Origin of the sequence: Mycoplana sp. BE70 (assembly GCF_031455855.1) — a bacterium.
Lineage (GTDB): Bacteria > Pseudomonadota > Alphaproteobacteria > Rhizobiales > Rhizobiaceae > Mycoplana.
In genome coordinates, this window is record NZ_JAVDTM010000002.1 from 328,074 (window position 1) to 351,072 (window position 22,999).

The 22,999-nt window shown below is 65.7% G+C and carries 20 protein-coding genes; 7 read left to right on the top strand and 13 right to left on the bottom strand.

Annotated features, from left to right (window positions below; all coding sequences use genetic code 11):
- Positions 1–79 precede the first annotated feature (79 nt).
- A complete protein-coding gene (locus J2Y48_RS04905; RefSeq protein WP_310413600.1) occupies positions 80–292 on the top strand; it encodes a hypothetical protein in 213 nt (70 codons plus the stop codon).
- Between the two features lie 85 nt (positions 293–377).
- On the top strand, positions 378–4,166 hold the full coding sequence (metH, locus tag J2Y48_RS04910; RefSeq protein WP_310413602.1) for a methionine synthase: 3,789 nt from the start codon (positions 378–380) through the stop codon (positions 4,164–4,166).
- 4 nt (positions 4,167–4,170) lie between these two features.
- Here the strand turns inward: metH and J2Y48_RS04915 are convergent, their stop codons facing one another.
- Positions 4,171–5,196, bottom strand: a complete 1,026-nt coding sequence (locus J2Y48_RS04915; RefSeq protein WP_310413605.1) for a putative sulfate exporter family transporter — start codon at positions 5,194–5,196, stop codon at positions 4,171–4,173.
- A gap of 80 nt (positions 5,197–5,276) precedes the next feature.
- On the opposite strand from J2Y48_RS04915, the gene J2Y48_RS04920 reads away from it, so the two are divergent.
- A complete protein-coding gene (locus J2Y48_RS04920) occupies positions 5,277–6,155 on the top strand; it encodes a LysR substrate-binding domain-containing protein (RefSeq protein ID WP_310414309.1) in 879 nt (292 codons plus the stop codon).
- Between the two features lie 14 nt (positions 6,156–6,169).
- Here J2Y48_RS04920 and cobM read toward each other — a convergent pair whose 3' ends face one another.
- Together cobM and cbiE are read right to left on the bottom strand one after the other, a co-directional pair.
- Entirely contained in the window at positions 6,170–6,931 is a 762-nt protein-coding gene (cobM, locus tag J2Y48_RS04925; protein ID WP_310413607.1) for a precorrin-4 C(11)-methyltransferase, read from the bottom strand.
- Positions 6,928–8,205 carry a precorrin-6y C5,15-methyltransferase (decarboxylating) subunit CbiE gene (gene cbiE / locus J2Y48_RS04930; RefSeq protein ID WP_310414311.1) on the bottom strand — a complete coding sequence of 426 codons (1,278 nt, stop codon included), beginning with the start codon at positions 8,203–8,205 and terminating at the stop codon, positions 6,928–6,930. Before cbiE ends, cobM begins: the two co-directional genes overlap by 4 nt.
- Here cbiE and J2Y48_RS04935 point away from each other — a divergent pair.
- Positions 8,189–8,959 carry a cobalt-precorrin-6A reductase gene (locus tag J2Y48_RS04935; protein ID WP_310413610.1) on the top strand — a complete coding sequence of 257 codons (771 nt, stop codon included), beginning with the start codon at positions 8,189–8,191 and terminating at the stop codon, positions 8,957–8,959. The two genes, cbiE and J2Y48_RS04935, sit on opposite strands and share 17 nt — an antisense overlap.
- Here the strand turns inward: J2Y48_RS04935 and J2Y48_RS04940 are convergent.
- The 6 genes from J2Y48_RS04940 to J2Y48_RS04965 all read right to left on the bottom strand — a co-directional run bounded on the left by J2Y48_RS04940 (position 8,923) and on the right by J2Y48_RS04965 (position 14,208).
- Positions 8,923–9,693 carry a precorrin-3B C(17)-methyltransferase gene (locus tag J2Y48_RS04940; RefSeq protein ID WP_310413613.1) on the bottom strand — a complete coding sequence of 257 codons (771 nt, stop codon included), beginning with the start codon at positions 9,691–9,693 and terminating at the stop codon, positions 8,923–8,925. The two genes, J2Y48_RS04935 and J2Y48_RS04940, sit on opposite strands and share 37 nt — an antisense overlap.
- Positions 9,690–10,427 carry a precorrin-2 C(20)-methyltransferase gene (locus tag J2Y48_RS04945; RefSeq protein WP_310413616.1) on the bottom strand — a complete coding sequence of 246 codons (738 nt, stop codon included), beginning with the start codon at positions 10,425–10,427 and terminating at the stop codon, positions 9,690–9,692. The genes J2Y48_RS04940 and J2Y48_RS04945 overlap by 4 nt, the downstream gene beginning before the upstream one ends.
- Positions 10,424–11,056 carry a precorrin-8X methylmutase gene (locus tag J2Y48_RS04950; protein ID WP_310413619.1) on the bottom strand — a complete coding sequence of 211 codons (633 nt, stop codon included), beginning with the start codon at positions 11,054–11,056 and terminating at the stop codon, positions 10,424–10,426. Before J2Y48_RS04950 ends, J2Y48_RS04945 begins: the two co-directional genes overlap by 4 nt.
- Positions 11,053–12,453, bottom strand: a complete 1,401-nt coding sequence (gene cobG, locus J2Y48_RS04955; protein ID WP_310413622.1) for a precorrin-3B synthase — start codon at positions 12,451–12,453, stop codon at positions 11,053–11,055. The genes J2Y48_RS04950 and cobG overlap by 4 nt, the downstream gene beginning before the upstream one ends.
- Entirely contained in the window at positions 12,450–13,226 is a 777-nt protein-coding gene (gene cobF / locus J2Y48_RS04960) for a precorrin-6A synthase (deacetylating) (RefSeq protein WP_310413625.1), read from the bottom strand. Before cobF ends, cobG begins: the two co-directional genes overlap by 4 nt.
- A 157-nt stretch (positions 13,227–13,383) precedes the next feature.
- Entirely contained in the window at positions 13,384–14,208 is an 825-nt protein-coding gene (locus tag J2Y48_RS04965) for a helix-turn-helix transcriptional regulator (protein ID WP_310413628.1), read from the bottom strand.
- A gap of 113 nt (positions 14,209–14,321) precedes the next feature.
- Here J2Y48_RS04965 and J2Y48_RS04970 point away from each other — a divergent pair, with 113 nt between their 5' ends.
- Positions 14,322–15,518 carry an MFS transporter gene (locus tag J2Y48_RS04970; RefSeq protein WP_310413631.1) on the top strand — a complete coding sequence of 399 codons (1,197 nt, stop codon included), beginning with the start codon at positions 14,322–14,324 and terminating at the stop codon, positions 15,516–15,518.
- 76 nt (positions 15,519–15,594) lie between these two features.
- On the opposite strand, the gene J2Y48_RS04975 is transcribed toward J2Y48_RS04970, so the two are convergent.
- Entirely contained in the window at positions 15,595–16,878 is a 1,284-nt protein-coding gene (locus J2Y48_RS04975) for an FAD-binding oxidoreductase (RefSeq protein WP_310413634.1), read from the bottom strand.
- 128 nt (positions 16,879–17,006) lie between these two features.
- Positions 17,007–17,900 (bottom strand): LysR family transcriptional regulator, encoded by an 894-nt coding sequence (locus J2Y48_RS04980; protein WP_310413637.1) that lies wholly within the window; start codon positions 17,898–17,900, stop codon positions 17,007–17,009.
- Between the two features lie 447 nt (positions 17,901–18,347).
- On the opposite strand from J2Y48_RS04980, the gene J2Y48_RS04985 reads away from it, so the two are divergent.
- Together J2Y48_RS04985 and J2Y48_RS04990 are read left to right on the top strand one after the other, a co-directional pair.
- Positions 18,348–19,871, top strand: coding sequence for an aldehyde dehydrogenase family protein (locus J2Y48_RS04985; RefSeq protein WP_310413640.1), 1,524 nt, complete (start codon positions 18,348–18,350; stop codon positions 19,869–19,871).
- A 17-nt stretch (positions 19,872–19,888) separates the two neighbouring features.
- The gene (locus tag J2Y48_RS04990; protein WP_310413643.1) at positions 19,889–21,121 is read left to right on the top strand and encodes a pyridoxal phosphate-dependent aminotransferase; all 1,233 of its coding nucleotides are present in this window, start codon (positions 19,889–19,891) and stop codon (positions 21,119–21,121) included.
- 71 nt (positions 21,122–21,192) lie between these two features.
- Here the strand turns inward: J2Y48_RS04990 and J2Y48_RS04995 are convergent, their stop codons facing one another.
- Together J2Y48_RS04995 and J2Y48_RS05000 are read right to left on the bottom strand one after the other, a co-directional pair.
- On the bottom strand, positions 21,193–22,404 hold the full coding sequence (locus tag J2Y48_RS04995; RefSeq protein WP_405030158.1) for a multidrug effflux MFS transporter: 1,212 nt from the start codon (positions 22,402–22,404) through the stop codon (positions 21,193–21,195).
- Positions 22,401–22,883: a MarR family winged helix-turn-helix transcriptional regulator gene (locus J2Y48_RS05000; protein WP_310413646.1), complete on the bottom strand. Its 483-nt coding sequence runs from the start codon at positions 22,881–22,883 to the stop codon at positions 22,401–22,403. The genes J2Y48_RS04995 and J2Y48_RS05000 overlap by 4 nt, the downstream gene beginning before the upstream one ends.
- Between the last annotated feature and the right edge of the window lie 116 nt (positions 22,884–22,999).

A 22,999-nucleotide genomic window follows, 5' to 3' on the forward strand; every position in this document is an offset into this window, starting at 1 on the left:
CGGCTGCGCTTGCTCCGCGAGAGCGGAATTTTTAGCTCGCGTGCGTCCGGTCATCCCCCAATTGCAGATTGGGGAAGTCATGCTTGTCACCGTTGAAACCAATCCCTCCGAATCCGGGCGACCGGAAGCGGTGTTCGTCTCCTGGCTGCTGTGGCAGCCGCGCGGGGCCGATCTCCAGACCGAAGCGCTGAAGGAGCTTTGCAAGCTCGCGCGCTATGCAGACCGAAACCCGGACATCGCCCGTCTGCGGTCGCTCTTTGCCACGCTGGCTGGGCGGGGGAAGCTTCATTAGCAACTTACCGCATAAAGACATATTGACATAAAGATATCCTTATGTGATCTCCGATGCAGACAATTCTGCATCGGAGGGCTTTGCCATGGCAGCAGCCGACCTCGACGACCTGTTCGGTCCCGAACTTTCACCTCGCACTGGCAAGGACATCGCCGACGCGCTTCAAACTGCTGCGAAGGAACGCATTCTCGTTCTCGACGGCGCCATGGGTACGGAAATCCAGACGCTTGGCCTCATCGAGGCGGATTTCCGCGGCAGCCGTTTCGGCGACTGCGCCTGCCACCAGCAGGGCAACAACGACCTCCTGACGCTGACGCAGCCGGCCGCGATCGAAGACATCCACTATCGCTACGCGCTTGCCGGCGCGGACATCCTGGAGACCAATACGTTTTCCTCCACCGCGATCGCCCAGGCCGACTACGGCATGGAAGCACTCGTCTATGAACTGAACCGCGACGGCGCGCGACTGGCCCGCCGTGCCGGGTTGCGTGCGCAGGAAAAGGACGGCAAGCGCCGTTTCGTCGCCGGCGCGCTCGGACCAACGAACCGCACCGCCTCGATCTCGCCCGACGTCAACAATCCCGGCTACCGCGCCGTCACCTTCGATGATCTCCGGCTCGCCTATGCCGACCAGCTGCGTGGCCTCATCGACGGCGGCGCCGACATCATCCTGATCGAGACGATTTTCGACACGCTGAACGCCAAGGCGGCGATCTTTGCGACCAGGGAAGTGTTCGCCGAGAAGGGCATCGAGCTGCCCGTCATGATCTCCGGCACGATCACCGACCTCTCCGGCCGCACCCTCTCCGGCCAGACGCCGGAAGCGTTCTGGAACTCGGTGCGCCACGCACAGCCGTTTTCGATCGGCCTCAACTGTGCCCTCGGCGCCAACGCGATGCGCGCGCATCTGGACGAGATTTCATCCGTTGCCGACACCTTCGTCTGCGCCTATCCGAATGCCGGCCTGCCGAACGCCTTCGGCAAGTACGACGAGACGGCGGAACAGATGGCCGCACAGATCGAAGGCTTCATGCGCGACGGCCTCGTCAACATCGTTGGCGGCTGCTGTGGCTCGACGCCGGACCACATCAGGGCGATCGCCGAGGCGGCCAGCCGCCACGCGCCGCGGCAGATCCCGGACATCCCCCGCCACATGCGCCTGTCCGGGCTGGAGCCCTTCACGCTCACCAAGGACATTCCCTTCGTCAACGTCGGCGAGCGCACCAACGTCACCGGCTCGGCAAAATTCCGCAAGCTGATCACCGCCGGCGACTTTGCGGCAGCCCTCGACGTTGCCCGCGACCAGGTCGCGAACGGCGCCCAGATCATCGACGTCAACATGGACGAAGGCCTGATCGATTCGGCGAGGGCGATGACGGAGTTCCTCAACCGCGTCGCCGCCGAGCCGGACATCGCCCGCGTGCCGATCATGATCGATTCGTCCAAATGGGAGGTGATCGAGGCCGGCCTGAAATGCGTGCAGGGCAAGCCGCTCGTCAACTCGATCTCACTGAAGGAAGGCGAAGAAGCCTTCCTCCATCACGCCCGCCTCGTGCGCGCCTATGGCGCCGCCGTCGTCGTCATGGCCTTTGACGAAAAGGGCCAGGCCGACACGCAGCAGCGCAAGGTCGAGATCTGCAGCCGCGCCTACAAGCTGCTGACCGAGGTGGCCGGCGTTCCGCCGGAGGACATCATCTTCGATCCCAATATCTTTGCCGTCGCCACCGGCATCGAGGAACACGACAACTACGGCGTCGACTTCATCGAGGCCGCGCGCCAGATCGTTAAGACGCTGCCGCACGTGCACGTCTCCGGCGGCGTTTCCAACCTCTCCTTCTCCTTCCGCGGCAACGAGCCCGTGCGCGAGGCGATGCATGCGGTGTTCCTCTACCACGCGATCCAGGCCGGCATGGACATGGGCATCGTCAATGCCGGCCAGCTCGCCGTCTACGACACGATCGACGCGGAACTGCGCGAGGCCTGCGAGGACGTGGTGCTGAACCGCGTACCGAAGGCCGGCGGCACGGCGACCGAACGGCTCCTGGAGATCGCCGAGCGCTTCAAGGGCACCGGCGGCAGGGAAGCGAAGGAAAAGGATCTCGCCTGGCGCGACTGGCCGGTCGAGAAGCGGCTGTCGCACGCGCTCGTCAACGGCATCACCGAATTCATCGAGGCAGACACGGAGGAGGCCCGCTTGGCCGCCGAGCGGCCGCTGCATGTCATCGAAGGCCCGCTGATGGCCGGCATGAACGTCGTCGGCGACCTCTTCGGCGCGGGAAAGATGTTCCTGCCGCAGGTGGTGAAGTCGGCGCGCGTGATGAAGCAGGCGGTTGCCGTGCTGCTGCCCTACATGGAGGCGGAAAAGCTTGCCAACGGCGGTGCCGCACGCGAGAGCGCCGGCAGGATCCTGATGGCGACGGTGAAGGGTGACGTGCACGACATCGGCAAGAACATCGTCGGCGTCGTGCTCGCCTGCAACAATTATGAGATCATCGACCTCGGCGTCATGGTGCCGGCAGCCAAGGTCCTTGAAACCGCCCGCGCCGAGAAGGTCGACATCATCGGCCTGTCCGGCCTGATCACCCCCTCGCTCGACGAGATGGCGCACGTGGCAAGCGAGATGGAGCGCGAAGGCTTCGACATTCCGCTCCTGATCGGCGGCGCCACGACCAGCCGCGTGCACACGGCAGTGAAAATCCACCCGCGCTACGAAAAGGGCCAGGCTGTCTACGTCACCGACGCCAGCCGCGCCGTCGGCATCGTCTCCAGCCTGCTCTCACCCGAACAAAAGGCTGGTTACGTCGAAACGCTGCAGGCGGAATACCGCAAGGTCGCCGATGCGCACATGCGGGCAGAAGCGGAAAAGCAGCGCCTGCCGCTGGCGCGGGCGCGCGAAAACGCCTTCAAGCCCGACTGGCCGGCCTACCGACCGAAGACGCCCTCCTTCCTCGGCACCCGCGTCTGGCAGGACTGGGACCTGGCGGAGCTTGCCCGCTACATCGACTGGACGCCGTTCTTCCAGACCTGGGAACTGAAGGGCGTCTATCCGAGGATCCTCGACGACGAAAGGCAGGGCGAGGCCGCCCGCCAGCTCTTTGCCGATGCACAGGCGATGCTGGAGAAGATCATCGCCGAAAAATGGTTCACCCCCAAGGCGGTCGTCGGCTTCTGGCCGGCGAATGCCGTCGGTGACGACATCCGCCTCTTCACCGACGAAACGCGGTCTACGGAGCTTGCGACCTTCTTCACCCTGCGCCAGCAGTTGTCGAAGCGCGATGGCCGGCCGAACCTGGCGCTCTCCGATTTCGTCGCGCCGCAGGAAAGCGGACTTTCCGACTATATCGGCGGTTTCGTCGTCACCGCCGGCATCGGCGAGATCGCCATTGCCGAACGCTTCGAGCGCGCCAATGACGACTATTCGTCGATCCTGGTCAAGGCGCTGGCCGATCGCTTCGCCGAGGCGTTCGCCGAGCGGATGCACGAGTATGTCCGCAAGGAACTCTGGGCCTATGCCCCGGAGGAAAGCCACACGCCGCAGGACCTGGTCGCCGAGCCCTACGCCGGCATTCGTCCCGCACCGGGCTATCCAGCCCAGCCGGACCACACGGAAAAAACGACGCTCTTCCGGCTGCTCGACGCGGAAAAGGAAATCGGCGTCCAACTCACCGAAAGCATGGCGATGTGGCCGGGCTCGTCCGTCTCCGGCCTCTACATCGCCTGCCCGGAAAGCTACTACTTCGGCGTCGCCAAGGTCGAGCGCGACCAGATTCAGGACTACGCCCGGCGCAAAGGCATGGCCATCGCCGAGGTCGAGCGTTGGCTGGGGCCGGTGTTGAACTATGTGCCGGCACCGCTGAGCGAAGCCGCCGAATAGGCCATCAGGCCGCGCTTGCCTGCAGCAGCAGGATCATCGCGTAGCTCGCCGCAAGCAGCGCCAGCAGCGACAGGAGCACGGTGGCGCTCACCCGCATCCCGGCCTGCATGACCTTGCGGACGTCGACACCGAGCCCGAGGGCGGCCATGGCAACGACGGTCAGGGCGCCGGACGCCTTGCTCAAAACCAGGGCCGCCGGCTCGCCGATCAAACCGAGCGAGCGGGCGGCCAGCGTCAGCAGGAAGCCAACGATGAACCACGGGACGAGACGGTGCAGCGGCGGCCGGCGGCGACCGCCGCCCGACCGACTCGTCGACACCAGCGACAGCAGCAGCACGACCGGCCCGAGCATCATCACGCGCACGAGCTTGACCAGCATGCCCACCTGCACGCTGACGGCCGAGACCGGGGCCGTGGCTGCGAAGACCTGCGGAACCGCATAGACGGTCATGCCGGCCAGAATGCCATAGTCGACACCCGAAAGCCGCAAAACGGGCACCAGCAACGGCAGGAGCAGCACCGTCAAGACGCCGAGCACGGCGGTGAAGGCGATCGAGGACGCGACGTCGTCGGGTCGCGCCTGGATGACCGGCGCGGTCGCGGCGATCGCCGAATTGCCGCAGATCGAATTGCCACAGGCGACCAGCACGGCCATTCGCTTCGGCAGGCCAAGAAAGCGGCCGATGCCATAGCTGACCGCAAGCACGCAAAACACGACGAACGCGATCGCTCCGAGCATTTCCGGCCCGATCGAGGCAAGGGCCGCCGCGCTGATGCCGGAGCCGAGCAGGACGATGGCGATCTCCAGGAAGTATTTGGCGCTGAATTCGATACCGGGGTCGAAGGTCGCAGGCCGTCGAAGCAGAAGCCGCACGACCGCGCCAAGCAGGATTGCCAGCACGAGCGCCTCAATCCACGCCTCCCCTGTCAGTTGCCGCTCGGCGAAGTCGCCAAGAAGCGCAAGGCCGGCCACGGCCAGCGAAAGAACCACGCCCGGGATGTAGGCGCGAAATGGAATGACTTTGCTCATGCGCCTTCAATGACGGAAATTTTTTGTGCAATCCATCGGCAAATAAGGTACGTTTCGTTCGATATTTTTGAATGATCGTCATGACGCTGGAACAGCTTCGCATCTTCATCGCCGTTGCCGAACGCGAGCATCTCACCCAGGCAGCACTGGCATTGCACCTGACGCCGTCGGCCGTCAGCTCGGCCGTCCGCACGCTCGAGGAGCGATACTCGGTTGCCCTCTTTCATCGGACCGGCCGCCGGATCGAGCTGACGGAAACGGGGCGCGCCTTCCTTTCAGAAGCGAAGGCGACGGTGGCGCGGGCACGGGAAGCGGAGCTCTTCCTGGCGGAGGTTGGCGATCTGCGGCGGGGTTCGCTGACGCTGCATGCCAGCCAGACCATCGCCAGCTACTGGCTGCCACCGGTGGTGATGCACCTGCATTCGAGCTACCCCGGCCTGGATCTGCGCGTGACCGCCGCCAACACCGAACTCGTCGCCGCGGCCGTAATCGACGGAGCGGCGGAAATCGGTCTCGTGGAAGGAGCGATCGACAGCGTTCTGTTGACACAGCAGGTGGTCGCCCGCGATCGCCTCGTCATCGTTGCACGGCCGGACCATCCGTTGGCGCAACGGCGCGGCATCGAGCGGGACGATCTGCTTGCCGCGCGGTGGGTGCTGCGTGAACCGGGGTCAGGCACCCGCTCCGTCCTCACAGCCGCACTTGAGGCCAGGCCGGGGCAGCTCACAGCCGAGTTGACGCTGCCCTCCAACGAGGCGGTGCGCGCTGCGGTTCGCGCCGGGCCCTTCCTCGGAGCCTTGTCGGAGTTGATCGTGCAGGCGGACATCGATGCGGGCCGGCTGGTGAAGCTCGACTTCACCCTGCCGGAGCGCGAATTCCTGATGCTGCGCCATCGCGAGCGCCATCGTTCGAAGGCGTCCCTCGCCTTCGAGGAAATGGTGATGACGCAAGGTCGTTGACCTGCGTCAGCGCCTCATTCGCCCCGCCCGCGAAAGCGCCGCTGGTAGGCCGGATCGTAAAGCGAGCTCTCGCGAAAATCCTCGGCCGCGAGCGTCCGCCCGACGAAGACCAGCGCGGTGCGCTCGATCGGCTCCTCGGCGACCTTGGCGGCGATGTCCGCGAGCGTGCCGCGCACGATCCGCTCGTCCGGCCAGGACGCCTTGACCACGATCGCCACCGGGCAATCGGCACCATAGTGCGGCACCAGTTCGGCAACCACCTGGTCGAGCGCGTGGATGGCCAGATGGATCGCGAGCGTTGCGCCCGTCGCTCCAAAACCCTGCAGCGTTTCCCGGTTCGGCATCGGCGAGGCGCGGCCGGACACGCGGGTAAGCACCAGGCTCTGGGCGACCGCCGGGATCGTCAGCTCACGCTTCAGCGCCGCCGCCGCCGCCGCAAAGGACGGCACACCGGGTGTCAGCGTGTAGTCGATCGCGTGCTTCTCCAGCCGGCGGATCTGCTCGGCGACGGCGCTCCACACCGACAGATCGCCGGAATGCAGCCGCGCCACGTCCTCGCCTGCCTCCGCCGCCCTTACATATTCCGCCTCGATCTCGTCGAGCGACATCGGCGCGGTATCCACGATGCGGACGCCCGGTGGGCAGTATTGCAACAGCTCCGGCGAGACGATCGAGCCGGCATAGAGGCAAACCGAGCATTTGCCGATCAGGTCGCGCCCGCGCACGGTGATCAGGTCGGCCGCGCCCGGTCCGGCGCCGATGAAATGGACAGTCATTCTTGTTCCTCGATTTCATTAGCCGGCTTTCGCCAGCTCCATTGGGTGACCGGCATGGCCGGCCGCCAGCCGGTCATCTGGCCGATCGGTCCGGCCCGGGCAATGTCGATGCGGATCAGCGAACCTCCCAGGCGCGCATGCGCTGCGAGAAGCACCGCCTCCATCTCGATCGTCACCGCATTGGCGACCAGCCGACCGCCGGGTTTCAGCGCGGCAATCGCCGCATCGAACACGCCGTCCTCGCTGCCGCCGCCGCCAATGAAGATGGCGTCTGGCACGGCCAGGCCCACCAGCGCGCCGGGCGCGGCGCTCTCAACGACGGCAAGCCCCGGGACACCAAAGTGGGCCGCGTTTTGCCGGATGCGCGCAGTCCGCTCCGGCACCGCCTCGATTGCGACCGCCCGCAGCGACGGATCGGCGAGCATCCACTCGATGCCGATCGAGCCGGACCCCGCGCCGATGTCCCAGAGGAGCTCACCGTGCCGCGGCGCAAGCGTCGAAAGGGTGAGTGCGCGAACCTCGCGCTTGGTGATCTGGCCGTCGTGCTCGAACAGCGTGTCGTCCAGCCCGGACGTGAACGGCAGCACGCGTGCTGCCGCACCGGCTGCGACCTCGACCGCGCAAACGTTGAGCATGTCGGTTTCGTCGAGCGCGAACCGGTCGGCACGGTGCGTGCTCACCCTTTCGCGCGTGCCGCCGAGCGCTTCCAAAACAGTCAAGGCCGACGCACCGAATCCGGCTTGCGTGAGCAATGCCGAGAGCGCGCGCGGACCGTCGCTGTCGGAGGTCAGGGCCAGGATGCGGCTGCCCGAATGCAGGTGCGGCCGGATCAGGTCGATCGGACGCCCGTGCAGCGAGACGCAGGTCGCATCCTGCAACGCCCAGCGCATGCGGGAGGCGGCGAGACTGAAGGAAGACGGCGCGGGAAAAACCGTCATCTCCGCTCGCGGGATTGTCCGCGACAGCGTCACGCCGACGCCGTAGAAGAAGGGATCGCCCGAGGCGAGCACCACCACCGGTCGGGCGCGTGCGGCAAGCACGGCTTCCACGGAGCGCTCGAACGGGCTGAGCCAGGCACGGCTTTCGCCGATGATGGCCGCGGCTGCGAGTTCCAGGTGTCGCGCGCCGCCGAAGACGATCTCGGCCTTGGCGATTGCTGCCTTGGCCGCATCGCCGAGACCGGCTAAACCATCCTCGCCGATCCCGACGATGGTCAGCCAGGGCGGCGATACGGCAGGGACAACGGACGGATCAGGCGTGGACAAGAGACGCATCCTCATTCTGGGCGGCACCACGGAAGCGCGCGAACTGGCGCGCCGGCTTGCGCCGCGCGACGATTTCGATGTGACCCTGTCGCTCGCCGGGCGCACGATCGATCCAGCACCGCAACCCGTTCCCGTCCGAACCGGCGGCTTCGGTGGCGCGGCCGGCTTGGCGGACTACCTCGCCGCGAACGGCATCGATCTGCTGATCGACGCGACTCATCCTTTTGCCCGCCAGATTTCCGTCAATGCCGAACAGGCTGCAGACCGGGCCGGCACGCCGCGGATCCGCCTCGAGCGGACCGGCTGGCAGGCCGTCGATGGCGACCGCTGGACCCGTGTCGCAACGCTGGCAGACGCGGTCGGGGCCCTCGGCGCCGAGCCGCGTCGCGTCTTTCTCGCAATCGGCCGGCAGGAGGCGTTCCATTTCAACGCCGCGCCGCAGCACTATTACATCGTCCGCAGCGTCGACCCGGTCGAGCCGCCGTTGACGGCCCCATCGGTCGACTACATCCTCGCCCGCGGTCCCTTCGCCGTCGAGGAGGAGACCGCGCTCTTGCGCGATCATCGCATCGAGGTGGTCGTCTCCAAGAACAGCGGCGGTGAAGCCACCTACGCCAAGATCGCCGCGGCGCGCGCTCTCAGTATTCCCGTGATCCTGGTCGATCGGGGACGGCAGGGCGGCGTCACCACGGCGGAAACCGTCGAGGAAGCGCTGCGGTTGATCGATCATGTGGCCTCCGCGGGTAGGAAGCGTGGCGTATAAACGAGATCGGGCCTGCCCTCGCGCGCGATCACGCGCGTCTGCGGCGAGCCGATGATGACGCAGGTCGCCATGTCGGCGCGGGCGGCATCCGCCTCGCCGAGCGGCATCACCAGCATCCGCTCGTCCGGTCGTCCGGCAGCCCGGCCGAAGATCACCGGCGTTTCCGCCGGAAGCACGTTCCGCAAAATCTCGAATGCCGTGCCGAGCTGCCAGGGTCGCGCCTTGCTGATCGGATTGTAGAGGGCGATGACCAGTCCGGCTTCCGCCACCATGCGCAGCCGCCTTTCGATCACCGGCCAGGGCTTCAGATTATCGGACAGCGATATCGCGCAGAAATCATGGCCGAGCGGCGCACCGATCCGTGCCGCAACGGCCAGCATCGCGGTCACGCCGGGAACCACCACCAGGTCGATGCCTCGCCACTCGGCCGGTCCCGCGTCGATCGCCTCGCAGACGGCCGCCGCCATCGCGAAGACGCCGGGGTCGCCACCGGACACGACACAGACGTTGACGCCGGCCGCCGCACGGTTCAGCGCCGCCTGGGCCCGGTTCAGCTCTTCGCGGTTGTCGGAGGCGACCTTGATCTGGTCCGGACGAAGCGACAGGCGATCGACATAGGGAAAATAGCCGAAGAACTCGGTCGACGCCTCGACCGCTCTTGCCGCCTCCGGCGTCATCTGGTCCGGACTGCCCGGTCCGGTTCCGATCACATACAGCGTGCCCGTGCCCGTCATGGCCGGCCGCTCCAGCCGGGCACCAGCACCAGCGAGAAGTAGGGTGCCGTGTCGTCGAGCTTCTCGGACAGCCGCAGCGATTTACTTTCGGCCATCGTGCCGCGCTCGACATAGATCGCCTCGGCGAGCCGCCCGGCAGCCGACAGGGCTCGGCGGATCTTCGGCAGGTTGCGCCCAACCTTCATGATGACGGCCGCCTGGGTGTCCTCCAGCCGACGCGACAGTTCCTCTTCCACCATTGTGCCCGGCAGCACCGACAGCACGTCGTCGCCCTGCACGATCGGTAGGCCGGAGAGCGACCAGCAGCCCGACATCGCCGTAATGCCGGGAATGACCTCGGTCGGGAACCGGTCGGCAAGCCGCACATGCAGATGCATGTAGGAACCGTAGAACATCGGATCGCCTTCGGAGAGGATCGCCACCGTCCGGCCGGCCGCCAAATGCGCGGCGACTGCTGCGGCCGAGGCGTCATAGAATTCGGTGATCTGGCGCTTGTACTCGTCGTGATCCTTGTCGATCTCGGTCGTCACCGGATAGTAGAGCGGCAGCTCGACGATACCGGGCTTCACAAGACCTTCGACGATCCTCCGCCCATTACCGGAGCGGCCGGCCTTGGCGAAGAAGGCGAGCACGTCGGCCTCGCCGATCGCGCGCACGGCCTTGAGCGTCAAAAGCTCCGGATCGCCCGGACCGGTGCCCACGCCGTAGAGGCGGCCCTTCTGCACCGCGCTCACAGGCCCGCCCTCGCGAGCGAATTCAGCGCCGCCGCGGTCATGGCGCTGCCACCCAGGCGGCCGCGGACGATGGCGAAGGGGACGCCATAGGAGTTTTCCGCCAGCGCCTCCTTGGATTCCGCCGCACCGACGAAACCGACCGGCATGCCGAGAATGGCCGCCGGCATCGGCGCGCCGTCGCGCAACAGTTCCAACAGGTAGAAAAGAGCGGTGGGGGCATTGCCGATGGCGACGACGGATCCGGCCATTCGCTCGAGCCAGAGGCGGATCGCCGCCGCCGACCGCGAATTGCCGATCTCGGCCGCCAGATCGGGCGTGCGCGGATCGCGCAGCGTGCAGATCACCTCGTTTGCGGCGGGCAGCCGCGCTGCGGTGACGCCGCGCGCCACCATCTCCGCATCGCAGAAGATCGGCGCACCGTTCCGCAACGCCTGACGGCCGGCCGCGACGAAATCCGGCGAAAACACGATCTGGTCCGCCGCCTCCACCAGGCCGCAGGCATGGATCATCCGCACGGCGACATCGGTCTCGTCATCGGAAAACCGGGCGAGATCGGCCTCAGCGCGAATGATGGCGAAGGATTTTTCGTAGATGGCATTGCCATCTTTTATGTAGTCGTAGTCTGTCATTGCGAACCCTGCCGAAAAGCCTTGGCAAGCGTGGACGCGCCGATTCGATCGAACGTGTGCCGCGCCGTATCCTTCTGTTGTCGTTCCTGTCGAAAGAGCGCGACGATACGCGCAAAAGCCTCGCCGAGGGCGTCGGCCGGCACCGTCACACCGGTTTCGTCGGCTGCGCGGGCATCAATTGCCAACGTGACGCCATTGTCCTGGCCGGCCAACGTCAACGCCGCGGCGGGCGGATGTGCGCATCCCTTGGCGCAGCCGGATATATGGACGGTCATCGACCCGTCCAGCAGATCGGGCCCCTCCGCCACCAGAAGATCGGCCGCGGCCTTCGTATCGAACCGCCCCGAAGCGCAGCCGGCCGAACCGGCGCATACGGCGATCGCATTTCCAGGCTCGTCGGCCTGCGTCCAGAAGCCTTCGCGCTCGGCAAGGGCAATGGCCGGTTCGATCGCCGCATCGGCGAGACCGAGGACAATCAGCGACCGGTGCGGCGCCAGCCGCACCTCCGTGGCGCCGAGCGACGCGAGCCCCTGCATCAGCGTCTCGAGATGCGCAGCACTCGTCTGTCCATAGGCAAGACCGACGCCGAGGGCGGTGTCCTCGCCAAGTCGATGGCGACCGACGGGCCGCGACGGTGACCGCGGGGCCGACAGGTCCGCGAAACCGGCAGAGCAGGCGAGCGATCCGATCTGCGAACGCAACGCCTCCGCGTCGAGGTCGCGGCCGCGGGCGACGGGACCGAGGCCATGAAGCGCCTCAAGCGCAGTCAGGAGTGCGCTGCCGGCATCGTCATCGGCGACGACCGCCACTTCAGCGGCCGAACACGCATCACCGCCTACCGAAAGGCGCCAGAACAGTCCGTCGGCCCGACGGCGTGCGTCCAGGCGGATGTCGGCGACCATATTGGAAAGGCCGAGCGTTCCGCCGCCATCGATTATGATCGACAGCTTGGGCGCCAGCACCAGCGGCGGCAGATGGGCTGCGATGGCCGCGCGAATTGCGGCGGCGAGCGGTTCGGCATCGGCGATCTCGTTCGGATCGATGCCGGACAGCGGCGGCGTCTCTACCGCAACGCCCCGATGGAAATCGATCTCCGCCTCCGCCAGTCCGGCGGCAAGCGTCGGCACCGTCTCCTCGCGCAAGCCGCGGATCTGCAGGTTGCCGCGCGCTGTCACCTCCAGCAGGCCGTTGCCATGCGCTGCGGTCAGCCGGGCGATCCCAATGTAGTCGGAAGGTGTTAGACCGATGCGCGCCGGACGCAACCGGACCAGCAACCCGTCGCCGGTGCGCATCGGCGAAGCGAGTGACGGACAGAACCCACGCCGAAGCGCCGCTGACGCGGCGGTGGCAGCGGGACTGCAAGCAGTGTCCGTCAGAGCAGAGACCGTCGTCGTCACGTCTCGCTCTCCGTCTCGCGCGCACGGCGGATCAGGTAGGTATCCATGATCCAGCCGTTTTCCTCCCGCGCGCGGCGCCGCGTCTCGGAAATCGTCTCCGCGACGTCGCCGAGGCGGCCGGAAAGCGTAATTTCCAGTTCCGTGCCAAGATAGGCACCCCAATAAATGTGGGCGTCGCGGTCCTCGACGGCCCGAAAAGCCTCGACGCCGTCGAGCATGACGACGACGTCATCCACCCCCGCCGGCCAGCCCTCCGAGAGCCTGCGGCCGGTAGTGATCTCGACCGGCAGGCCGATGCGGTTCAGCGCGATCTTCTGGCTGGCGCAGAGCGCCTGGATGCTGGTGATACCGGGAATGACCTCGAGGTCGAAGGCGACGCGGCCATTGGCACGCACGTGCTCGATGATACGGATCGTGCTGTCATAGAGCATCGGGTCGCCCCAGACGAGCAGACCTATCACCTCGCGGTCAGTGGATACTTCAAGTATCAGCTCTTCATAGATTCTTGCGATGGCATGGTGCCAGTCCTGCACGCCGTCGTCATAGCCGCCATCTGCGCGGCGCTGCGGCACGGCGTAGTCATGGATGCGCGTGTCGGGATTAGTAAGGTAGCGCTCGCAGATGTCGCGGCGCATGTCGGCAAGAAACGACTTCTCCTCGCCCTTGGTCGGAATGAGCAGCACGTCGGCCCGGTTCAGGGCATTGATCGCCTGAACGGTGATGTGCTCGGGGTTGCCCGCGCCGATCCCGATGATCAAAATGGTTCTAGACACGTCCACTCCCCGTGCGGCCCAGCGCTCCCGGTTGCGTCCCGATATGGGTCCCGCCCGACCTTCCTAATCCCAAAGTGAGGCTGAGAACAGTGCCTGAATAGCGGCGTCGGCCGGTCTTTTTGAGACGCCTCCCGAAAAGCGGACCTTTGCCATGCCGCTATGCGACCGCCTCGCGCGCCCTGAAATAGCTGCGCGGTGACGAGCCGAGCATGCGCTTGAACATGGTGATGAACGCCGGAACGCTCTCGTAGCCGGCTTCAAGCGCCACCGTCGTCACCGGCTCGCCGTTCGCCAGCCGCGGCAGGCAAGCGAAAATGCAGGCCTGTTGCCGCCAGGTGGTGAAGCTGACGCCGGTTTCCTCGCGAAAAAGGCGCGTGAATGAGCGGCGGCTCATGTTCAGCTGCCGCGCCCAGTCATCGATCTTGGCTCCGGGCACCGGATGGTCGAGGAAGTCCCGGCAGAGGCTTGCCAGCCGCGCACTTGCCGGAAACGGCAGTCCCAGCGGTTGCTGCTCGAGCCGTCCGATTTCGTCGACGAGCAGTGCCATCACCAGGTCGGCACGATGCGCGTCACCGTCCATCCCCTGCAGCCGGATCGCTTCCGCCAGCAGATGGTGCGCCAGATCGGTCACCGCCAACACCTCAGGCACCTCCGCGGCCGCGCGACCGCTCGGCGCGAGAATGTAGATCGAGCGCATGCTGACATCGCTGTACATCTCCACCGAATGCTTCAGCCCGCGCGGGATCACCAGCGCATGGCCGGGCGGGATCATCCAGCGCCCGCGCGCGGTGGCGACCAGAACGACACCGGCGAAGACGCAAAGTACCTGTGTGCGCCGGTGGCTGTGCAGCGGCACGACATAGCCGTGCGGGATCTCGTTGCTGTGCACGAGCACGTCCGCATTTGACTGCTCCATCCACGCGAGATTGCGAAGATGGTCGTCATCAAGCCTCGAAAGCAGTTTCGGGTTGAGCTTTGGCATCCGTCTGGCCCACTTGCGAAAGAATTGGACCTCAGCACAAAAGCAGGCCGCAGGCAATCACGCTATGGGAAGCTTGGCAGTCATCAATTCTGCAGAAATCATTGAGGGTCAGCATGTCGACGGCAGTCACCGTCGCGCCGCCACATGCCGCGCGAACCAGTTTCTCCATTATCGTCGCCGTCAGCGTCTGCCACATGCTGAACGACATCATGCAGTCGCTGCTGACGTCGCTCTATCCGATCCTGAAGGAAAACTACGCGCTCGATTTCATGCAGATCGGCCTTCTCACCATGGCCTTCCAGGTGACGGCCTCGCTGCTCCAGCCGGTCGTCGGCATGGTGACGGACCGCTGGCCGATGCCGTTCTCGCTGCCGCTCGGCATGGGCAGCACCTTCTTCGGCCTGTTCTTCCTCGCCTACGCCCATTCGTTCCCAATCCTCGTTCTCGGCGCCTGCCTGATCGGCTTCGGATCGGCGGTGTTTCACCCGGAATCCTCCCGCGTCGCCCGCGCCGCCTCCGGCGGGCGCCACGGCCTGGCCCAATCGCTGTTCCAGGTCGGTGGCAATGCCGGCACCGCCATCGGCCCGCTGCTTGCGGCGTTCATCGTGCTGCCCTTCGGCCAGTCCAGCGTCGCCTGGTTCTCGGTCTCAGCGCTGCTGGGCATGGTGATCCTGACCTGGGTCGGCCGCTGGTATGCCGCCGAGCGCCTGCGCATGGCCGGCCGCGCCGCGGTCAGCCGCGCCTTGCCGCTGCCGCGCGGTCGCGTCGCCTGGGCGATCGCCGTCCTCGTGCTGCTGACGGCGACGAAGAACGTCTACATGTCCTCGATCGGCAGCTACTTTACCTTCTACACGATCGAGCGTTTCGGCCTGTCGGTACAGGACGCACAGCTGATGCTGTTCCTGTTCCTTGGCGCTTCCGCCGCCGGCGTCTTCCTCGGCGGGCCGATCGGCGACCGCTTCGGCGCACGCTTCGTCATCTGGTTCTCGATCCTCGGCGTGATCCCCTTCGCGCTGCTCCTGCCCTACGCCAACCTGTTCTGGACAGGCGTGCTGAGCGTAATGATCGGTCTGATCTTTTCCTCCGCCTTCTCGGCGATCGTCGTCTTCGCCCAGGAACTGGTGCCTGGACGCGTCGGATTGATTGCCGGCGTCTTCTTCGGCTTCGCCTTCGGCGCCGGCGGTCTCGGCGCTGCCGCCCTCGGGGTCTTCGCCGATACCCACGGCATCGCCTTCGTTTACCGCATCTGCTCCTACCTGCCGCTGCTCGGTATCCTCACCATCTTCCTGCCGCGCCTGCGGACGCGGTGAGAACACCGACTGCAAATTGAAAAACCCGCACATTGCCGAATGCGCGGGTTTTTCAATTTGAATGGCAGAAAGTCGGTCAGATCCGCGCTTGCACCAGATGCGCCAGCTGGGCGCCGACTTCGTAGTAGCCCTCGCGAACCGGCCGGAAGCTCTGCGCCACCGGGTCGGTGACCGGCAGAGGCAGGTCTTTCTCGGTGATCTCGCCGGCGACGTGCCGCGCCAGCACCTTGCCGAACACCGTCCCCGGCGCAATGCCGCGGCCGTTATAGCCGGAAAAGCCGATGACGTTCTCGGCCAGCCGGTGGAATCGCGGCAGGTTATCGACGGTCATGCCGATCTGGCCGTACCACTCCGCCTCGAACGCGACGTCGCCGATCTCGGGGAACAGTTTCTTCAGCGCACGCCGTGCCCATGCCTTGTGGATCGCCGCGCCCGTCCCGCGCAAGGCACCGACGCTGCCGAAGACGAGCCGACCGCGTTGGTCATAACGATAGGAGGAGAGGATCTCCGCGGTGTCCCACACGCCTTCACGCCCCGGCACGATCTTCTTCTGCAGCTCCGGCGAAAGCGGCCTGGTGGCAAAATTGAAATAGGGCAGATGGACGAGTTCGGCTCGGACCTCCGCCCAGGGAGAAACCGTGTAGGCGTTGGTCGCGACGATGACCCAGTCGGCGGTCACCGCACCTTTTCCGGTTTTTACGGTCCAGCGCCGGCCGGACCGCTCGGCGCCAATCACGGGGCTTGCGGTGTACACCTTCGCGCCTGCCGCGATTGCGGCCTGCGCCAGGCCGCGCACATAGGCGAGCGGCTGGATCGTGCCGGCGCGCATGTCGAGAAGCGAGCCGGCATAGGCCGCGGTGCCGACCCGGCGGGCCGTTTCCTCGGCGCCGAGCAGCGTCACCGGGGCGCCGCGCCGTTGCCACTGTTCGGCGCGCGCCTGAAGTTCCTCGAGCCCGGACTTGCCGATCGCGCAATGCAGCGTGCCGACCGGATTGATCTCGCATTCGATCGCGTGCTTCTGCACCAGTTCGAAGACGAGCTTCGGCGCATTGCCGAGAAGATCCAGCAGCCGGTCGCCGTAGAGTTGGCCGAGCACGCCGGGCAACTCGTCCGGCATCGTCCACATGCCGGCATTGACGAGCCCGACATTGCGACCCGAACCGCCGAAGCCGATCTCCTTGCCTTCCAGCACAACGACCTTCGTTCCCCGCTCGGCAAGATGGAGCGCTGCGGACAAGCCGGTGTATCCGCCCCCGACGATCACCACGTCGGCCTCGCAGCTGCCGGAAAGGGTCTGCGTCGCAGGAGCGGCCGGAGCGGTCATTTCCCACAGGCCGTGGGAACGGGGATCATTCTGCATGGGCGTCTTCTTCGATGGAAGGTGGCGGGGCGTGTTCCGATGTCGCCACATTCGTCCATCGCAGGCAAGGAGGAAAGTGCTGATTTGACACCGGGTCATTCTGGCTGCGAATGAGCGGTTGACGCTGTTCAAGCGACCTGCGTCGCGATCCAGCCGCGGAAGGCCTGGCTGAGCGAGTTTTCCAGCTTTCCCTCCGGCACGACCAGATAATAGCTGTTGTCCGTCTGCATCGGCCGATCAAACACGACGGCAAGACGGCCGCTCGCCAGCTCCTGCTCGATCAGATAGCGCGGCAGCAGCGCGAAGCCGAGGCCGGCGACCGCCGCCTCGATGACCATGGAGAACTGGTCGAAGCGATGGCCGCGATAGGCGGTCTCGGCCGCCCCGCCGTTCAGCTCGAACCACTGCGCCCAGAGCTTCGGCCGGGTAGCGAGATGCAGCAGCGGCGCAATCTCCAGGTCCTTGGGATCCTCCAGTTGCCATTGGCGGATCAGATCGGGGCTTGCCGCCGGGAGAATGACCTCGCTGCAAAGATAGGAGCAGGTCGCCCGCGCCCAGACGGGCTGGCCGTAGTGGATGGCCAGGTCGAAGCTTTCCTCATCGAAGTCGAAAGGAGCCGAGCGCGAGGCGACGTTGATGATCGTGCCCGGAAACATTTCCAGAAAGGCGGGAATGCGCGGCGTCAGCCAACGGCTGCCGAAGGTCGGCAGCGTGGCGATCGTCAGGCTGTGATCGGAGCGCGCCGCCGACATGGCGCGCAGCATCGTCTCTTCCGTCTGGTGCAGCAGCTTGCGCACCTCGGGCAGGAAACGGCGCCCGTCCTCCGACAACACGACGCGCTGGCGCACGCGCTCGAAGAGCAGCACGCCGAGTTGTTCCTCCAGATCCTTGATCTGGCGGCTGACGGCACTCTGGGTGAGGTTCAACTCATTGGCGGCCTGGGTGAAACTGCCGTGGCGCGCGGCGCACTCGAAGGCCTGCAGGGTCGTCACGTCCGGTATCAGCCTGCGGCTCAACTTCATTCGTCTCTCGCATCAACCTAGTCAAAACATGCGCGATCGCTCGCAGGCCCAATCCGTTATGATCCGTTTTCAGCATGATCGGAATTCCGTCACCCTTTTAGGACGAGAGAGGCGGCCATGAAAGCAAAATCGTGCGCTTGCGCCGATGCGATAGGCTCGGGCTTCTGCGCCACGATGTACGGTGCCCAGGGACCCGCCCGCAGCACGCGGACGAGCCGCGGGGCCGGGATGACAAAAGGCACGTCCTTGACCATATGAAGGAGGGGCGAGCGCCTTAAGTGGGCTAGGCCTGCGACGTCGCCGACAGGCAATCTCGCAGCGGCCTGCGGGAAGACCTGAACCGGTGCAAACGAATCTGAACGATCGCGACGCGGTTTGGCGATGCGATCCCTTGATGAGATCGGCGGCTCAGCCGTCAGCGATACGATAAAAATGGAGTTAGAGACCATGACCACTGTCGACGTGAAACAGGAAACCGCCAAGCTTCTCGACAAGCTCGGTGTACCGGCCGCCGCCTGGCAGGGCGGCGACATGGCTTCCTTCAGCCCGGTTACCGGCGAAGAGATCGCCAAGCTGAAGACCGTTTCGGCCGCAGACACCAACAAGGCGATCGACGCCGCCCATGAGGCCTTCAAGGCCTGGCGCCTCGTGCCGGCTCCGAAGCGCGGCGAGCTCGTCCGCCTGCTCGGCGAAGAGCTGCGTGCCGCCAAGGCCGATCTCGGCCGCCTCGTTTCGATCGAAGCCGGCAAGATCACCTCCGAAGGCCTCGGTGAAGTGCAGGAAATGATCGACATCTGCGATTTCGCCGTCGGTCTCTCCCGCCAGCTCTACGGCCTGACGATCGCCACCGAGCGTCCCGGCCACCGCATGATGGAAACCTGGCACCCGCTCGGCGTCGTCGGCATCATCTCCGCCTTCAACTTCCCGGTCGCCGTCTGGTCGTGGAACGCGGCCCTCGCGCTCGTTTGCGGCAACCCGGTCGTCTGGAAGCCGTCGGAAAAGTCCCCCCTCACCGCACTCGCCTCGCAGGCGATCCTCGAGCGCGCCATCGCCCGCTTTGGCGACGCGCCGAAGAACCTCTCCCAGGTCCTCATCGGCGACCGCACCATCGGCGAAGCCCTCGTCGACAACCACAAGGTCGCCCTCGTCTCCGCCACCGGCTCCACCCGCATGGGCAAGGAAGTCGGCCCGCGGCTTGCCAAGCGCTTTGCCCGCTCGATCCTCGAGCTCGGCGGCAACAATGCCGGCATCGTCTGCCCGTCGGCCGACCTCGATATGGCCCTGCGCGCTATCGCCTTCGGCGCCATGGGCACCGCCGGCCAGCGCTGCACGACACTGCGCCGCCTCTTCGTCCACGACAGCGTCTACGACCAGCTCGTGCCGCGCCTGAAGAAGGCCTATGAGAGCGTCTCCGTCGGCAGCCCGCTGGAAACCTCGGCGCTCGTCGGCCCGCTCGTCGACAAGCAGGCCTTCGACAACATGCAGAAGGCGCTCGAAGCGGCCAAGGCCGAAGGCGGCAAGGTCATCGGCGGCAACCGCGTCACGGAAGCCGGCAAGAACACCGCCTACTACGTCAAGCCGGCAATCGTCGAAATGCCGAAGCAGGCCGGCCCGGTTCTCGAAGAGACCTTCGCACCGATTCTCTACGTCATGAAGTATTCCGACTTCGACAAGGCGCTCGAGGAGCACAACGCGGTCGCCGCCGGCCTGTCGTCGTCGATCTTCACGCTGAACATGCAGGAGGCCGAGCGCTTCCTGTCGGCTGACGGTTCCGACTGCGGCATCGCCAACGTCAACATCGGCACCTCCGGCGCCGAGATCGGCGGCGCGTTCGGCGGCGAAAAGGAAACCGGCGGCGGCCGTGAATCCGGCTCCGACGCCTGGAAGGCCTACATGCGCCGCGCCACCAACACGGTGAACTACTCGAAGGCGCTGCCGCTGGCACAGGGCGTCTCCTTCGACATCGAGTAAGTGGCGAGCGAGCGCCCATGACCATTGCGACCAAGATAGAGGAGGCGGGCTTCAAGCCCGCCTCGCGGATCGCCGCGATCGGCGTTTCCAAGATCCTGCAGATCGGCGCGCGGGCCGCGGCGATGAAGCGCGAAGGCCTGCCGGTCATCATCCTCGGTGCCGGCGAGCCGGATTTCGACACGCCTGATAACGTCAAGGCTGCGGCCAAGGCGGCAATCGACCGCGGCGAGACCAAGTACACCGCGCTCGACGGCACGCCGGAGCTGAAAAAGGCGATCGCCGAAAAATTCCGTCGCGAGAACGGTGTCGACTATTCGCTCGACGAGATCACCGTCGCGACCGGCGCCAAGCAGATCCTGTTCAACGCCTTCATGGCGAGCGTCAATCCCGGCGACGAGGTGATCATCCCGACGCCGTACTGGACCTCCTATTCCGACATCGTCGAGATCTGCGGCGGCGTGCCGGTGCTGATCCCCTGCGATGCCGACGCCGGCTTCCGGCTGAAGGCCGAGCAGCTGGAAAAGGCAATCACCGACAAGACGCGCTGGGTGCTTTTGAACTCGCCCTCCAACCCGTCCGGAGCGGCGTACAGCGAAGCCGACTATCGCCCGCTGCTCGACGTGCTGCTGAAGCATCCGCATGTCTGGCTGATGGTCGACGACATGTACGAGCACATCGTCTATGACGGCTTCAAGTTCGTCACCCCGGTTGCGATCGCGCCGAAGCTGAAGGACCGGACGCTGACGATCAACGGTGTCTCCAAGGCCTATGCGATGACCGGCTGGCGCATCGGCTATGCCGGCGGGCCGAAGGCGCTGATCAAGGCGATGGCGGTGATCCAGAGCCAGGCGACCTCCTGCCCCTCCTCGGTCAGCCAGGCGGCTTCGGTCGAGGCGCTGAACGGCCCGCAAGGGTTTTTGAAGGAACGCCAGGCGAGCTTCAAGCACCGCCGCGACCTCGTCGTCTCCGGCCTGAACGCGATCGACGGCCTCGACTGCCGCACCCCCGAAGGCGCCTTCTACACCTTCGCCGGCTGCGGCGGGCTCATCGGCAAGACGACGCCGGCCGGCAAGGTCATCGAGACCGACGCCGACTTCACCGACTACCTGCTGGAAGTCGCCCATGTCGCCGTCGTCCCCGGCTCCGCCTTCGGCCTGTCGCCATACTTCCGCATCTCCTATGCGACCTCGGAAGCGGAACTGACGGAAGCGCTGAAGCGGATCGCGGAGGCGTGCGGCAAGCTCACGTGAGCTATGTCGACAAAGAAATCAGAGATAATTTGCAGCACGCCGGAGGAAACTCCGGCGTGATTTCTTTGATGCTACTGGCGGGCAGCTAGGCGGTCGGCCCGGCGAACGGCCGCGAGAAACCAGAGGTAGGAGAGGATGGAGGCGAGGCCCATCACGGGCACGACGATGCCGAAGGCAAGCAGTGGCAGACCCAGCAGCGCTGCGACGAGACCACCGAGAAAACCGGAACCCATCTGGATGAAGCCCATCAGCGCGGAGGCAGAGCCCGCAATATGCGGGAACGGATACATGCCGGCCGTCGTCATCTGGGGTGAGACGAAGGCGATGCCGAACGTGTAGATCGCAACCGGCAGCATGATCGACCAGAAGCTCGGCGACAGGACATGAACCGAAGCAACAATCATCAGGCTGCCTATACCGATCATGGCAAGGCCTGCTTTGACCGACCGCGATCCCCCATGGCGGCGGGAGAAGGAGCGGAGCGCAATCGATCCGAAGAAATAGGAGCCGGACTGCATGATCATGCTCAGGCCGAACTGGGTCGGCGTCAGTCCGACCTTCTCGATCAGGATGAAGGGCAGCATGGTTGCCTGCGCATAGAGCGCACCGACCGCCCCGCCCATGACGAAGGCGGCGGCGACGAAGCGCGCATCGGTGGCGAGCTCGGCATAGGCCCGCGCCAGCGGCCCGGGTGCGGCGCGACGCGGGTTGGGCACCACCGTTTCGCGCATGGCAAGATACACCAGCAGGCAGGAAGCCAGACCGAAGCCGACCATGAGGAAGAAGATCGACGTCCAGCCGAAGGCCGCCAGGGCAAAGCCGCCGATCGTCGGCGCCATGGCGGGACCGATCGCCAGCATGATGCCGATCATGTTCATGATCCGCGCCGCCTCGCCGCCAATGAACTGGTCGCGGACGATGGCGCGCGACACGGTCACGCCGACCGAAGCGCCGATGCCCTGGATCAGCCGGCCGACGAGCAGCCACTCGACGCTCGGGGCGAACGCCGCAGCCAGGCTGCCGAGGAGATAGATCGAGAGGAACAGCAGGGTGGTGAAGCGACGGCCGAAGGCGTCTGCCAATGGCCCGGCCACGAGCTGGGCAAAGGCGAAGCCGCCGAAATAGAAGGACAGCGTGAGCTTGATGGTCGATTCGCTGGTGGAAAATGCGTCGACAAGCGTCGGCATGGCCGGCGTGTAGAGCGACATCGAGATCGGCCCGAGCGAGGTCAGGAGCGCGCCGATGAGGGTGGTGCGCCGCTCGGTCATTGTGTGCGGTATCATCCGTCCTGTCCTTCGGACTCTTTGCGTGCGCCGCAGCGGTCCAGTTTCATGAGATTATCTCGGAGGACGCGAAGGTTGCCGCGCAACGCTTCGCGCACCTCTCCGTCGAGGCCCGCCAGCACCGCATCCATGAGCCCGGAGACATCCGGCTTGAGAGCGGCAAGCAGGGCTTCGCCCTCGGATGTGGTCAGCACGTTCTTGGCGCGCCCGTCGTCCGGGGCCGGTACGCGCGTGACAAGCCCCATCGCCTCCAGCCGGTCGAGATAGGTCGAGAGGGTCATCGGCTCGATGCCCATGCGGGCGGCAATGTCGGCCTGCTTGACGCCACAGCCGATGGAGACCTGGATCAGGGCCCGCGCTTCGCCGGGGGTGATGGCGAGTTCCGACGCATTGACCCTGCGGTCGAAGGCGCTGCGCAACAGGCGCGAGACGTCGCTCAGCAACAGCCCGATCGTGTCTGCTTGAAATGTCTGCGACATGGGGTGGTCGACTATCTGGCGCTCGAATTTTTGTAAGCTTTACTTATCAGTTTTGAAGGCGCCGGGGCAATGGCGTTCGTAGACGAATGGTGTCCAAATGCGCTCCGACTCGCCGA